Origin of the sequence: Rossellomorea sp. RS05 (assembly GCF_039822645.1) — a bacterium.
GTDB lineage: Bacteria > Bacillota > Bacilli > Bacillales > Bacillaceae_B > Rossellomorea > Rossellomorea marisflavi_B.
In genome coordinates this window covers 1-13035 of record NZ_JBDKWY010000008.1, presented here as the reverse complement: position 1 = coordinate 13035, position 13035 = coordinate 1, and the positions used below count along the sequence as shown (strand labels likewise).

General features: G+C 50.3%; 12 protein-coding genes and 1 other annotated feature. Of the genes, 2 read left to right on the top strand and 10 right to left on the bottom strand.

Features of this window, described 5'->3' with window-relative positions; all coding sequences use genetic code 11:
- The 7 genes from rbsC to ABJ225_RS17645 all read right to left on the bottom strand — a co-directional run bounded on the left by rbsC (position 1) and on the right by ABJ225_RS17645 (position 7598).
- Positions 1–957 carry a ribose ABC transporter permease RbsC gene (rbsC, locus tag ABJ225_RS17675; RefSeq protein ID WP_347321231.1) on the bottom strand — a complete coding sequence of 319 codons (957 nt, stop codon included), beginning with the start codon at positions 955–957 and terminating at the stop codon, positions 1–3.
- Complete coding sequence (locus tag ABJ225_RS17670; RefSeq protein ID WP_347321230.1) at positions 950–2440, bottom strand: sugar ABC transporter ATP-binding protein; 1491 nt, start codon at positions 2438–2440, stop codon at positions 950–952. Before ABJ225_RS17670 ends, rbsC begins: the two co-directional genes overlap by 8 nt.
- 14 nt (positions 2441–2454) lie before the next feature.
- A complete protein-coding gene (gene rbsD, locus ABJ225_RS17665) occupies positions 2455–2841 on the bottom strand; it encodes a D-ribose pyranase (RefSeq protein WP_056532680.1) in 387 nt (128 codons plus the stop codon).
- Positions 2838–3728 (bottom strand): ribokinase, encoded by an 891-nt coding sequence (gene rbsK, locus ABJ225_RS17660; RefSeq protein ID WP_347321229.1) that lies wholly within the window; start codon positions 3726–3728, stop codon positions 2838–2840. The genes rbsD and rbsK overlap by 4 nt, the downstream gene beginning before the upstream one ends.
- Positions 3729–3733: 5 nt before the next feature.
- Positions 3734–4711 (bottom strand): LacI family DNA-binding transcriptional regulator, encoded by a 978-nt coding sequence (locus tag ABJ225_RS17655; RefSeq protein WP_347321228.1) that lies wholly within the window; start codon positions 4709–4711, stop codon positions 3734–3736.
- 139 nt (positions 4712–4850) lie between these two features.
- A complete protein-coding gene (locus ABJ225_RS17650; RefSeq protein ID WP_079514664.1) occupies positions 4851–6407 on the bottom strand; it encodes an ABC-F family ATP-binding cassette domain-containing protein in 1557 nt (518 codons plus the stop codon).
- A gap of 81 nt (positions 6408–6488) precedes the next feature.
- Complete coding sequence (locus ABJ225_RS17645; protein WP_347321227.1) at positions 6489–7598, bottom strand: NAD(P)/FAD-dependent oxidoreductase; 1110 nt, start codon at positions 7596–7598, stop codon at positions 6489–6491.
- Between the two features lie 141 nt (positions 7599–7739).
- Positions 7740–7946 (top strand) — a binding site (T-box leader).
- 64 nt (positions 7947–8010) lie between these two features.
- On the opposite strand from ABJ225_RS17645, the gene ABJ225_RS17640 reads away from it, so the two are divergent.
- Positions 8011–9354, top strand: coding sequence for a sodium-dependent transporter (locus ABJ225_RS17640; RefSeq protein WP_218245045.1), 1344 nt, complete (start codon positions 8011–8013; stop codon positions 9352–9354).
- A 46-nt stretch (positions 9355–9400) separates the two neighbouring features.
- On the opposite strand, the gene ABJ225_RS17635 is transcribed toward ABJ225_RS17640, so the two are convergent.
- Positions 9401–9895, bottom strand: coding sequence for a superoxide dismutase family protein (locus ABJ225_RS17635; protein WP_347321226.1), 495 nt, complete (start codon positions 9893–9895; stop codon positions 9401–9403).
- A gap of 269 nt (positions 9896–10164) precedes the next feature.
- On the opposite strand from ABJ225_RS17635, the gene ABJ225_RS17630 reads away from it, so the two are divergent.
- Positions 10165–11127, top strand: coding sequence for a S8 family peptidase (locus ABJ225_RS17630; RefSeq protein ID WP_056532665.1), 963 nt, complete (start codon positions 10165–10167; stop codon positions 11125–11127).
- A 36-nt stretch (positions 11128–11163) separates the two neighbouring features.
- Here ABJ225_RS17630 and ABJ225_RS17625 read toward each other — a convergent pair whose 3' ends face one another.
- Both ABJ225_RS17625 and ABJ225_RS17620 read right to left on the bottom strand, forming a co-directional pair.
- Positions 11164–12264, bottom strand: a complete 1101-nt coding sequence (locus ABJ225_RS17625) for a kinase (RefSeq protein WP_347321225.1) — start codon at positions 12262–12264, stop codon at positions 11164–11166.
- Between the two features lie 103 nt (positions 12265–12367).
- Positions 12368–12613 carry a YkuS family protein gene (locus ABJ225_RS17620; protein ID WP_048005756.1) on the bottom strand — a complete coding sequence of 82 codons (246 nt, stop codon included), beginning with the start codon at positions 12611–12613 and terminating at the stop codon, positions 12368–12370.
- Positions 12614–13035 lie beyond the last annotated feature (422 nt).

The following is a 13035-nucleotide window of genomic DNA, read 5'->3' as shown; positions in this document are numbered from 1 at the left end:
CTATGCTGCTTTCTTTCGATCGATTAATACGGCGATGATGATGACAATCCCCTTCACGACCATCTGGAAGAAGGACGATACGCCGAGTAAGTTTAATCCGTTGTTCAGCGTCCCGATGATCAGGGCACCTATCAGTGTTCCGACAATCAAGCCGCGTCCACCTGAAAGGGATGTTCCACCAAGTACGACGGCCGCAATGGCGTCGAGCTCATAAGATGTACCTGCCGTCGGCTGGGCGGAGTTCAATCGTGACGTGAGGATGGCGCCTGCCAGTGCGGCAAGCAAGCCTGCGAGTGAATAGATCATGATTTTCATTCTTGATACTTTGATACCTGAAATGAGCGCTGCTTTTTCATTGCCTCCGATGGCATATGTTTTACGTCCGAACGGCGTTTTATGAAGGATCACCCAGAGGATGGCGAAAGCCAGCAACATGGTGATGGCCGGTACCGGGATCCCAAGGAAATAGCCTCTTCCGAATAGTTGGAAGGCATAGTTATCTCCAAGGCCCGTGATCGGATTCCCGTCGGTGCACACCAGGGTCAATCCGCGGAACATGGTCATCGTTGCCAGGGTGGCTATGAACGGTGCCATTTTCCCTTTGGTGATGAGGAGACCGTTGACTGCTCCCATGATGGCCCCAAGGATACATCCGATGAGGACGGCCAGGATCGGATCGAGACCAGACACCATCATCCCTGCCATCAAGGCGCTTGAGAGTGCGAGTATGGACCCGACGGAGAGGTCGATTCCTCCCGTCAGAATGACGAAGGTCATGCCATATGCGATCAAGGCGTTGATGGCTACTTGACGTAAAAGATTCAATAAGTTCAATGGTTCGAGGAAACTGGGATTGATGATGGAAACGGTCACGATCAGGACGAGCAGTCCCAAGAATGGTCCGAGTTTCTGCATGAAACTTCCTACGTGATTGGTTCGATTGAATGCGTTATTCATTGATCTGACCTCCTGTTGCCAGCGTCATAATTTTTTCCTGCGTTGCTTCTTTGCCTGGTAATTCACCCGAAACCTTGCCCTCATGGATAACGATCACCCGGTCACTCATTCCCAGTACTTCGGGAAGTTCGGATGAGACCATGATGATGGCGACTCCGCGGTCCGTCAGTTCATTCATCAGCTGGTAGATTTCCCGCTTCGCTCCCACATCGACTCCCCGTGTCGGTTCGTCGAGGATGAGGACTTTCGGACCGATCCCGATCCACTTGGCAATGACGACCTTCTGCTGATTTCCACCGGAGAGATTCTTCGCGGAGGTCATGGCCGATTCTGTTTTGATTGTCAGGCGCTTGATTAGGAGTTCGACAAATTCTTCCTCCTGCTTGTCCTTGATCAAACCGTTCTTGGTAAAACTGAAGAGACTCGGGAGGACGATGTTGTCTTTGATGGAGAAATCGAGGATGAGCCCTTCTTCTTTCCGATCCTCCGTGATGAAACCAAGTCCGAGTTCCACCGCTTGATTCGGGTTTTTGACGGTAACGTTCTTACCGGCCACCAGGATGTCCCCTTCATATCTGCCATCAAGACCGAATATGGTGCGCATGATCTCAGTGCGACCTGCTCCCATCAGTCCCGATACCCCGACGATTTCCCCCTCTCTTACTTGGAAACTCACATTTTCGAACACACCTTTTCGCGTCAGCCCTTTGACTTCAAGGATGATTTCCCCGGGGTTGCTGGTTCTCTCTGGGAAGCGATCGGTCAATTCCCTCCCGACCATCTTCCTCACCACGTCGTTGAAGTTCGTTTCAGGAATCGGTGTCGTGTCTACCGTCCGTCCATCACGCATGACGGTGATGGTGTCGCAGATGGTGAAGATTTCTTCCATCCGATGAGAAATATAAACAATGGAGACGCCCGACTTTTTCAAGGAGCGGATCACATCAAATAGCTTCTCGATTTCCCTGTCGGTTAGGGCTGCAGTCGGCTCATCCATGATGATCACTTTCGCATCGGTCATCAGGGCCTTGGCAATCTCAATCATCTGCTGCTCCCCGACCGAGCACTTCCCTGCTTCCTTATGAAGCGGGATGGAGATGGCCAGGCGGTCGAACTGCCTTTTGGCAACCGCTTTCATTTTATTGGTCTGAATGAGCCCGAATGACGTGATCGGCTCTTTGTTGATGAAGAGGTTTTCCAGCACCGTCATCTCAGGCCAGATGTTCAACTCCTGGTGGATGAAGGCTATGCCGAACTCTTCTGCCTGTTTTGGATTATCAAAGGTCTTTTCCACCCCGTCGATGGTGATGGTACCCTGATCTTTCTTATGAAGGCCCGTCAAAATGTTCATGAGGGTGGACTTCCCTGCTCCATTCTCCCCCATCAATGCGTGGACTTCTCCTCCACGGATATGAACGTCCACTCCTTCCAGGACCTTATTTTGACCGAAGGCTTTATGAATATGATCCATGCGGATTTCCATGAGATTCCCTCCTTTTAGAACGTTACGCCGGCATGCAGGATGCAGTTGGCATACGGGGTGATTTCACCTGTGCGTATGACGGCCCTTGCCGATTGGAGCTGATGCTTCAGCTCTTCGTGAGACATGTATTCAATCTGTTCAAAGCGCTGTTGAAGCTTCTGATGAACACGAGGATTCTGTTCTAGTTCGCTGGCAGCTGTCAGTCGCTCCACCACCATCTCGTCCATGAGAATATCCACCACATCAAGGAATGATGGAACCCCTCCTTTTAATGCCAGGTCAATCTTCTTCACATGAGGGGGAATGGGGAGCCCTGCATCAGCGATGACGATTGTATCGGTATGCCCCAGGTCGGCCAGTACTTTTGCGATTTCACTATTGAGTATTCCGTTTCGCTTCATTCCGCGAGCCCCCTCTCGACTTCTTCACGAGTGGGCATTCCGCCTTGGGCACCGAAGCCTGTAACGGAAATGGATGCAGCCCGATTGGCAAAACGAAGGCTCTCCTCAAGGGGTTTCCCTTCGGCCACTGCCACCCCAAGGGCTGCATTGAATGTATCTCCTGCCCCTGTTGTATCCACCGCCTCCACCTTGAAGGAGGAAACGAGTTTCTCTTCTGCACCGTCATAATAGCGTACACCGGCAGAGCCTTCTGTGATGAAGAGCTTGTTCGGATATTTCCTCAGCACGGCCGATAATGGGACTCCAGGGAATAAAAGTCCCGCTTCATGCTCGTTCGGTGTCAGATAGGCGGCCTGTTCTATCACTGTATCGGGGATCTCCCTTGCCGGCGCCGGATTCAGCAACAGTGGCACTCCGATCTCCTTGCACAGTCTGGCTGTCTCGATCACGGTTTCTTCAGGAACTTCCTGCTGGATCATGACCAAATCGCACTCTTTTAAAAGGGAAAGAGCTTTTTCTACATATGATGGGGTTACATGATCGTTGGCTCCTTTGACGACGATGATGCTGTTATCTCCTTCTGCCAATACGATGTGAGCCGTTCCGCTACTTGCATCTGTAACCGGTTCCACATAGTCAGTGATGACTCCGTTTGCTTTCAGGTTTGCAACGATCTCCTCACCATACGCGTCATCTCCGACCCTGCCGATCATATGAACGTCGGCCCCGAGTCTCGCAGCTGCTACTGCCTGGTTCGCGCCTTTTCCTCCGGGTACGGTACTGAATGCTTCTCCGAGGATGGTTTCCCCTGCTCCCGGACGTCTGTCGGCCGTTACGACCAGATCCATGGAGGAACTGCCGATCACGGCGATTTTTGGTGGTTTCATCATGATCATCCCTTTCTAGTTGTGTCTCTTTCTATGAGTTCCACCGGCATCTGGATGGTGGATTGAGTGACGGTTTCTTTCCGAATCATGGTGATGAGAAGCCTTGCCGCTTCTCGTCCCATTTCATAGGCAGGCTGCCGGATCGTCGTGAGCGTAGGATAGGACAGCCGGCTTTGGGGGATATCATCATACCCGATGATCTGTACCTCTTCGGGGATGCGTTTCCCCCTTTTTAATGCTTCATGGATGGCGGCGATCCCCACGATATCATTGCTTGCAATCACTCCGTCGGTATCCGGGAACTGTTCAAACAGGTCCTTTGCCCATCCCAGTGCTTCTTCAAAGGAATAAGAGGTGGTGGAGAGAACCGAGAAGTCGACCTCTGCCTGGCTCAGCTCTTCGATGGCGCCCTGGAACCGGTCACGCGCCGGTTTGATATGGGCCGGACCTTTCAGGATGGTAATCTTGCGTGAACCTTTTTCTATCAGGGTCCTTGCCGCAAGCCTACCTCCTTCCCGCCCATCTGCATAGACGGCCGGGTGGTTGTCTGTGGTGCGATCCAAGAGGACCAGCGGTGCTTTCACTTCATCGTATATATGGTAATCGACGTGGTTGGTCGCCGATATGATTCCGACTACATTGTTCTGGATGAACGTTTGGATGTAATCCATTTCTTTTTGCACATGCTCATCACTGTTTCCCAACAGGAGCCTGAATCCGGATTCACTCAGTTCATCCTCTACTCCCCGGGCCAGCTGTGGGAAGAACGGATTGGTAATATCGGGAAGAAGCAGACCGATCAGTCTTGACTCCCGTTTATATAAAGAGCGGGCGACTTCATTCGGACTGTAGTTCAACTCTTCGATGGCCTTCATCACTTTTCTTCGTGTATCGGCGCCGACATATCCATTATCATTGAGCACCCGGGAAACCGTGGCAACGGAAACCCCCGCTTTTTTTGCTACATCTCTGATTGTGACCATGTGCTTTCACTTCTTTCGTGTAACCGGTTACATATAAAGTATCATAGACGCTTCAAGAAAAGCAATAGAATAAATTCCCTAATTTATTTTCCAGATAAAAAAAACGCGAGCATAATGCCCGCGTCCCTCCTCGTTCATATTAAAACAGTTTCGTTGTCCATGATTCACAGTTCCACACTTCGGTGGCCACATCCTGATAGAAATCAGGTTCATGACTGATAATAAGGACGCTTCCTTTGTATTCCTTCAATGCGCGCTTCAGCTCTTCCTTCGCTTCCACATCCAAGTGGTTTGTCGGTTCATCGAACACAAGAACATTGGATTCGTTGTTCATGAGTTTGCACAGACGCACCTTTGCTTTTTCCCCACCGCTCAGTACTTCCACCTTGCTCTCGATATGCTTCGTCGTAAGTCCGCATTTGGCAAGGGCTGCACGCACCTCCGCCTGATTGAGGGAAGGAAATTCATTCCACACTTCTTCAATGCAGGTATTGCGGTTTTCGGTTTTGATCTCCTGCTCGAAGTATCCGATATGAAGATATTCACCAAGTTCTACGCTTCCTGAGATTGGCTTGATCTCCCCCAGGATGCTTCTGAGGAGGGTCGTTTTTCCGATTCCGTTGGCTCCTGAGAGAGCGATCTTCTGACCCCGTTCCATTTTTAGATTAAGAGGTCTTGATAGTGGCTCATCATACCCGATGACAAGATCCTTCGTTTCAAAGATGACGCGTCCGGCCGTCCTCGCAAGCTTGAAGTTGAATTCAGGCTTCGGCTTTTCGGATGCAAGCTCGATGACCTCCATCTTATCGAGCTTCTTCTGACGGGACATGGCCATATTCCGGGTCGAAACCCTCGCCTTATTACGGGCCACGAAGTCTTTCAGATTCGAGATCTCCTGTTGCTGTTTCTTATAGGCAGACTCTAGCTGCTGACGCTTCATTTCGTGGACTTTCTTGAACTCATGATAGTCCCCCGCGTAGCGGTTCAGCTCCTGATTTTCCATATGGTAGATCAGGTTGATGACGCTGTTGAGGAACGGGATATCATGGGAGATAAGGATGAAGGCATTCTCATACTCTTGAAGATATCGCTTCAGCCACTCGATGTGCTGCTCATCCAGATAGTTTGTCGGCTCATCCAGAAGGAGGATATCGGGCTTTTCAAGAAGGAGTTTGGCCAGAAGGACCTTCGTACGCTGTCCGCCGCTCAGGTCATGGACATCTTTATCCAAGCCGATATCATCAAGCCCCAATCCGCGCCCGATTTCTTCCACCTTGGCATCGATGACGTAAAAATCATTGTTGGTCAGCGCTTCTTGCAGGGTGCCTGTCTCTTCAAGGAGGTCCTCCAACTCTTCAGGGGATGCCTCCCCCATCTTGCCAAAAAGCTCATTCATCTCGGTTTCCATATCGAAGAGATATTGGAAGGCCGTCTTTAGGACATCGCGGATCGTCATCCCCTGCTTCAATTGGGCATGCTGATCCAAGTACCCGATCCGGATCCGTTTCGCCCATTCCACCTTGCCTTCGTCTGGTTCAAGCTTGCCTGTGATGATATTCATGAATGTCGATTTACCTTCACCGTTTGCCCCGATCAGGCCGATGTGTTCCCCTTTCAACAGACGGAAGGACACATCATTGAAGATCGCACGATCACCGAAGCCGTGGGTCAGGTTTTTGACTGTTAATAGACTCATATCGATTTAACACCTTTTTCTATAAATTCTCAGTTCACTCCCTCTATTATAAAGGGGATGACTTGTAAAAAATAGTGGGAATTACGGGTTGCGTATAGCTCCGTTCACATCATAGTCTGCAGGGTCCAAATCGGTCTCTTCCCCCAGTGCCAGCTTCGCGAGCTGAGATCCTAGGTACGGGCCAGCCGTCAGACCCGATGCCCCGAGGCCGTTGGCAAAGAGGACCCCATCAACGCTTGGCATGTATCCGAATACCGGCAAAAAACCCGGGGTGAATGGGCGATAGCCGACCCGGGTTTCTACCACTTCACTTTCCTGAAGACCCGGTGCGATGGCTATGGCTTTTGAAAGGATTTCAAGCATTCCTCCCGCCGTGACCCCTCCGTTGACGGCATCATTTTCGTGGGTGGCCCCTGCGACGATCCTTCCTTCCGGGAAAGCAAGCAGGTATTGATCATTGGGTGGCATGACGACAGGCCACTCATCGGTATCGGCATCCGTTTCATTTAGATGGATGATTTGGGCCTTCTGTGATGTGACATCAACGTCGATTCCGAGTGGAGCAAACAATTCCTTCGCCCACACGCCGGCCGTGACAATGACACGATCGGCTTCGACCCTTTCGTTATCGAGCATGATCCCCGTTCCCTCTTTCAGGAGCCGGGCATTCCCTTGCCTGAGGATCGCACCGCGTTTCTCCGCAGCTGCCAAGAGTGCTTTGCAGATAGCACGTCCGTCCACCCGGGCCGCCCCTGATACATTGACGGCCCTGTATTCATCGGAGAGAAACGGGAAAAGGGCCCGGGTTTCTTCTGACGACAATTTCGTCAGCTCCCCAATTTCCGGAGCATCCTCCCGCCTTTTTAAGGCCCTCTCCATCATTCCATCCAGTTTCTTCTCATCCGTATGGAGGCTGAGAGCACCTACCCTTTCATACCCCGTGTCATGCTCGCCATCCTCCTCAAGCATCTCGATTAGTTCGGGATAGTAGGCCGCTCCTCCTTTAGCAAGCTTGTACCATATTTTGTTACGGCGCTGGGAGAGCCACGGACAGACGATACCGGCTGCAGCCGCGGTCGCCTGCCCCGTATCGCCCCTGTCCACGACCAGGACATCCGCCCCTTTCCTCACAAGGTGATAAGCAGTCGAGGCTCCGAGGATCCCGGCACCGATGACGATCGTCGATTTCATGTATAAACACACTTTCCATTCGTTTTTCTCTTATCTTACTTGAGATTGGCTTTGAACTCAATCTGTGCACATCACGGCAAATTCCAGAAAGACATTGACAATGTACGTCAATCCATGATAAAAATTGTATAACCTAAATAACGAAAAGCTTTGAAGGAACCAAGTAGCGAACCCTTCCCTGTTAAAGAGAGCCGATGGTTGGTGCAAATCGGTACACATGCGGTAAGTGAATTTCGATTCCAGAGCTTCTTTTGACGAGATCAAAAGACGGTGTATGCCGTTATTTCCGAAGAGTGATGGGCTTGTCCCATAACTAGGGTGGTACCGCGATATCCAATCGTCCCTACAATTATGTAGGGGCGATTTTTTTATTGTCTTCGGCGACAACCATAAACAGAAAGGAGATCAACCCATGAGTCAACGTGAACAATGGTCATCCAAACTTGGCTTCATCCTTGCTGCTGCAGGATCGGCCATCGGTTTGGGAGCAATTTGGAAATTCCCGTATATTGCAGGGCAGAACGGAGGCGGCGCATTCTTCCTGATCTTCATCCTTTTCACTTTATTCCTTGGGCTCCCCCTGTTGCTGGCGGAATTCTCCATCGGAAGGACCGCCCAAAGCAATGCAATCGATTCGTATAAAAAGATCGCCCCGGGAACCCAGTGGCACTGGATCGGAGTCCTCGGGATGGTCGCATCCTTCATCTTGCTATCCTTCTACAGTGTCGTTGGCGGATGGATCGTCATCTATCTGTTCAAGGCCATCACCGGACAACTGAACGGATTGACCTCGGATCAGTACGGTGAGGTATTCGGATCCACCATTGCTGATCCGTGGGTGAGTGTCATCGTACAGCTCATCTTCATCCTGATGACCATCGTCGTCGTAGCCAAAGGCGTTCAGCAGGGAATCGAGCGTGCCAGCAAGATCATGATGCCTGCACTGTTCGTCCTTTTCATTGTGCTGGTCCTTCGTGCTGTGACCCTTGACGGAGCAGGAGAAGGCGTCCGATTCCTTCTGCAGCCGGATTTCTCCAAAGTCACACCGCGTACAATCCTGGAAGCCATGGGACAATCATTCTTCACCCTGAGCGTCGGGGTATCGGTCATGCTGACGTATAGCTCCTATCTTCCGAAAAACCAGAGCCTGCCGCGTTCGGCTGTGTCCATCGTCATCATGAATATCTTCATCGTGCTCCTGGCTGGCCTTGCCATCTTCCCGGCGGTCTTCGCATTCGGACTCGAGCCTAATGCAGGACCTGTTCTCCTGTTCAACGTGCTGCCGACAATCTTCAACCAGCTGCCATTCGGAATGCTTTTCTTCATCGCGTTCCTGATCCTCTTCCTGTTCGCTGCCTTGACTTCAGCATTCTCCATGCTTGAAATCATCGTATCGGTCATCGCGAAGAATGATCCGGCAAAGAGGACAAAGTGGGCATGGATCGTCGGGATTGCCATCTTCATTTTCGGGATCCCATCCGCCCTCTCTTATGGGGTACTCAGCGACATTACTCTATTTGATAAGATCATCTTTGATCTTGCCGATTTCGCCGTAAGCAATGTATTATTGCCGCTCGGGTGCCTGCTAATATCCATCTTTGTCCCTCTGAAGATGAAGAAGACGGCTCTCTATGAAGAGCTGAAAAGCGGAAGCAGCATGAAGAAAGGCATATTCGAAGTTTGGTTCTTCCTGATCCGCTTCGTTGCACCACTTTTCATCATTGTGGTCATGCTCAATATGCTCGGCTTTTATTAATAGAAGAAAAAAATCGTACAGCGAGTGCCCTGTACGATTTTTTCTATTATGTTTGCGATTTGGTATAAGGAACGATCACTCCGCAGGCCAAGCGTTTCCCCGCATCACCTGAAGGCTGTGACCGGAAATCATCTGGACTCTGGTGGATAATCACGCCCTTTCCCACCACATCCTTCACACTAAATTTATTGGTAAAGAAGGACATACGGGCATATCCCCCATTTGAAAACAGGACAGGAAAATCTCCTGCGTGATTGCCATGAGGCTGACCTCCTGGATTCCAATGACCTCCCGCAGATGTAAAAGGGTCAGACGGGTCTCCAATTTCGCATACCCCCTTCTCATGAAGATGGAAACCATGGGGACCGATTGGTTTCTCCCCATTCTTCCCTTCTTTATAAGGTGGAAGCCCCCCCACCTCTACCATTACTTCCACTCCTCCCTTCACTTCGTGAAAAAAGACGTTCCCTTCGAGATCCGGTGCAAGCGGACCTCCCTTGATTACTGCGTACGCAATGTTCCCCGTATCCCTTCCATTCATCTTTTTCCCCCTCCTTCTCATCTTCATCAATCTATGCCTTCCAGTCCTTTTGCATGACCAACAATCGTTTAAACGTAGATTCCTTGAGGCGCAAGGAAGGAACCGCCTTGATCAAACGTTTGTTTAAAAACGACCTTTCCCCATTGAATTACAAGTAGGTAAATTCCACCTATTACCATATACCCTGTACAATTGTCCAAAAAAATGGTATATTTTCAGAAACTTCAGACTAATAGACATCACGAGAATAATATTTTGGAGGGATGACCATGGCAACCGAAATGAAGCTGATTCCGTATTTCATGAACGAAATGATTGGAGATGTAAATGAGGTTCCGAAAGGCATTGAAATGATTCAGTCCCCCATACTATGGAAAGAAGGATGCAAAGGAAAGGGCACGACCATCGCCGTACTCGATACAGGCTGTGACATCCATCATCCTGACCTTGCCGGACGGGTAAAGAGCGTCAAGAACTTTACCGATGACGATGCAGGGGCAGAAGATAATGTGACGGACTACAGTGGACATGGCACCCATGTCTCCGGAACCATCGCCGCCAATGAGGATGGAGATGGAGTGATCGGAGTCGCCCCGCTTGCAGACCTCATGATCATCAAAGTACTCGCCGGAAGTTCCGGGAGAGGACAATACGATTGGATTGTGAAGGGAATCGAGTACGCAACGGAGCAGGGAGTCGATATCATCTCCATGTCCCTTGGCGGCCCGACTGATTATAAACCGCTTCATGACGCAATCAAAAAAGCTGTGGCAGCTGGTATCCTGGTGGTTTCTGCAGCCGGGAATGAAGGCGACGGGAACAGCGATACAGATGAATTTTCCTACCCGGCAAGCTATAAGGAAGTCATCGCCGTGGGAGCAATCGATCTCCAAAGAAAATCATCCTACTTCACCAATTCCAATAATGAAATCGACCTTGTAGCCCCTGGAGAGCAGATCCTCTCGACGATCCCCGGGGATAAATATGCCAAGCTCAGCGGGACGTCCATGTCGGCTCCCCATGTAGCAGGTGCGCTGGCCTTGATCAAAGAGTTTGAGGAAGCAGCATTCAAACGGGAACTGAGCGAACCGGAAATCTATGCACAGCTCGTGAAACGGACCATCCCTCTCGGATACCCGAAATCCCTCGAAGGAAACGGATTGCTCTATCTCACAGCTCCGGATCTACTAAGGGAACATCTCCGGTCCCAGCCTCTTGCCCATATAGGATAAAAAAGAAACGGCCGGGGAGTCTCCCGGCCGTTTTCATTATGTAGGGATGACCCAGTCTGCACGTTTCATCGGCCGAACCGTATCGAGGTAATACTCTTCTGCCTTCCAATACCGATTCCTGAACTTTTCAAGCTTCAGCTGCGTCTCCTCCGATTCACGGAGCAACCGTCGCTCTCTCGGACAATCAAGGAATAGAATCCCATCAAAGGCTTCCCTCCATTCTTCCCGCTGAAGAAATACCCCCTCTACAATGATGAGCCCCTTATCCGGAAGCCGCACCTGCCTTTCCGTCACGGTATCCAGCTCTCCATCGTAAAAAGGTAACCTCACATCAACGCAACCCTCTTTCAGTTTCATAAAGAACTCTTCCCTCAACCGTTTCCGGTCCCACTGCAGACTATAATATTCAAACCACTCCTCATGACCGGTGTCATACCGTGCTTTCCGCTCGACAATGTGGTCATCGATATGAAAGATCTGATGAGTGACCCCCTTACCCTTCAGCCATTCCTCTATCTCTGACACTATGGTCGACTTACCCGACCGGCTCAACCCGTCTATCCCGAGGACGAAACGTGCTTCTGTATTTGCCCCGTCCAATATCTCTTCTAGCACACGTTGAGGGGAATTCAAGAGCCAGCGGGTCGCTTCCTGAAGGTCTTCAGCCACGTAGTCCACGGTGCCTTCAAGGTTCATTCTGTTTTTCTGCCATTCACTCTCACCTGCTCCCGTCCTGACAAGCACCGTCGTACACCCTGCCTTTTTGCCGGCGAGCATATCCTTCCACCTGTCTCCGATCACGGCACATTTGGTGAGATCAAGCCCCCGATCCGCCGCCGCTTCCTTCAGCATGCCGATCTCTGGCTTCCGACATCCGCAGCGCTCCCTTTCTTCATGGGGACAGATGTACACACCATCAAACCCGAACATTTTCAACTCCTGTTCGAATTCTTCTTTCAGCTCGTGCCTTGCAGCGATCCCCGGCTGATTGGTGAAGGATAGGATGGGGATCCCTGTTTCTTTTATCCTCTTTAAGGCGGTCACACTACAGGGAAACATCTCAAACTCTCCCGGGTATTCAATTTCACTGCTGCCGCCCAGCGTGCCGTCACGATCTATGAATAGAGCTTGCCACATGTCGAACCCTCCCTCAATATGGAAATATCATTCATTGTACCATATAGGGGGGAAGGCTGACTTTTTATTCAATAAAAAAAGGAAGGCTGTGGCCTCCCTTCCCTTACATCATTCTGCTGTCGACCTGTTCACATACTTGATCGGCCGTCAGACCGTCCGCTTCAATGACAGATCCTTTGAATGTTGTATTTTGCATTCCCATTACGTTTGTATCCAAGCCTGTCGTGACACAGCAATCACAGCCGTTCACATCTTGTTCGTTCTTGAGTTCAACGACGTCATACCCTTTTTCACGCAATGCTTGCACTACATTTGAAAGGGATTGTTCAACACCTACACGTTTTGTCATGGCTTAACACCTCCTGTTTCTTATCTTTAGGATTTTCAACCTGGGTGAAAGATATTCATGGAGGTGCCAGTTCTTCTATATTTGTCTTTGTTGGTGTAACTGTGGAATGTGCGTTCCTTTCCACTTCTAGAGATTTGATTTCTGTGGGGAAATAATATCATCATGGTTATGATGATACTTGAAGATAATATCGTCCTAAGTGAAGGGTGAGATGGAAAGCTAGTCCGTTCCTTTGCGCTGCAGGGATTTGCTTTCCGCGGGGAGCATGTCGAGCCTCCTCGTGCCTGCGGGGTCTCGATCATCCCCCTTTTCCGCAGGAGCTATTCCTGTGGGGAAAGTATGGACCTATTGCACAAAAAAAGATCCTCCTTTATGATGCAGGTGCGAAGCCACACACAAAAAGGAGGATCTTTAACATGCAT

Bases quoted from the DNA above. Each gene is read 5' to 3' on its own strand.
- rbsC (WP_347321231.1), bottom strand. From the start codon at position 957: ATGAATAACGCATTCAATCGAACCAATCACGTAGGAAGTTTCATGCAG.
- ABJ225_RS17670 (WP_347321230.1), bottom strand. From the start codon at position 2,440: ATGGAAATCCGCATGGATCATATTCATAAAGCCTTCGGTCAAAATAAG.
- rbsD (WP_056532680.1), bottom strand. From the start codon at position 2,841: ATGAAGCGAAACGGAATACTCAATAGTGAAATCGCAAAAGTACTGGCC.
- rbsK (WP_347321229.1), bottom strand. From the start codon at position 3,728: ATGAAACCACCAAAAATCGCCGTGATCGGCAGTTCCTCCATGGATCTG.
- ABJ225_RS17655 (WP_347321228.1), bottom strand. From the start codon at position 4,711: ATGGTCACAATCAGAGATGTAGCAAAAAAAGCGGGGGTTTCCGTTGCC.
- ABJ225_RS17650 (WP_079514664.1), bottom strand. From the start codon at position 6,407: ATGAGTCTATTAACAGTCAAAAACCTGACCCACGGCTTCGGTGATCGT.
- ABJ225_RS17645 (WP_347321227.1), bottom strand. From the start codon at position 7,598: ATGAAATCGACGATCGTCATCGGTGCCGGGATCCTCGGAGCCTCGACT.
- ABJ225_RS17640 (WP_218245045.1), top strand. From the start codon at position 8,011: ATGAGTCAACGTGAACAATGGTCATCCAAACTTGGCTTCATCCTTGCT.
- ABJ225_RS17635 (WP_347321226.1), bottom strand. From the start codon at position 9,895: ATGAATGGAAGGGATACGGGGAACATTGCGTACGCAGTAATCAAGGGA.
- ABJ225_RS17630 (WP_056532665.1), top strand. From the start codon at position 10,165: ATGGCAACCGAAATGAAGCTGATTCCGTATTTCATGAACGAAATGATT.
- ABJ225_RS17625 (WP_347321225.1), bottom strand. From the start codon at position 12,264: ATGTGGCAAGCTCTATTCATAGATCGTGACGGCACGCTGGGCGGCAGC.
- ABJ225_RS17620 (WP_048005756.1), bottom strand. From the start codon at position 12,613: ATGACAAAACGTGTAGGTGTTGAACAATCCCTTTCAAATGTAGTGCAA.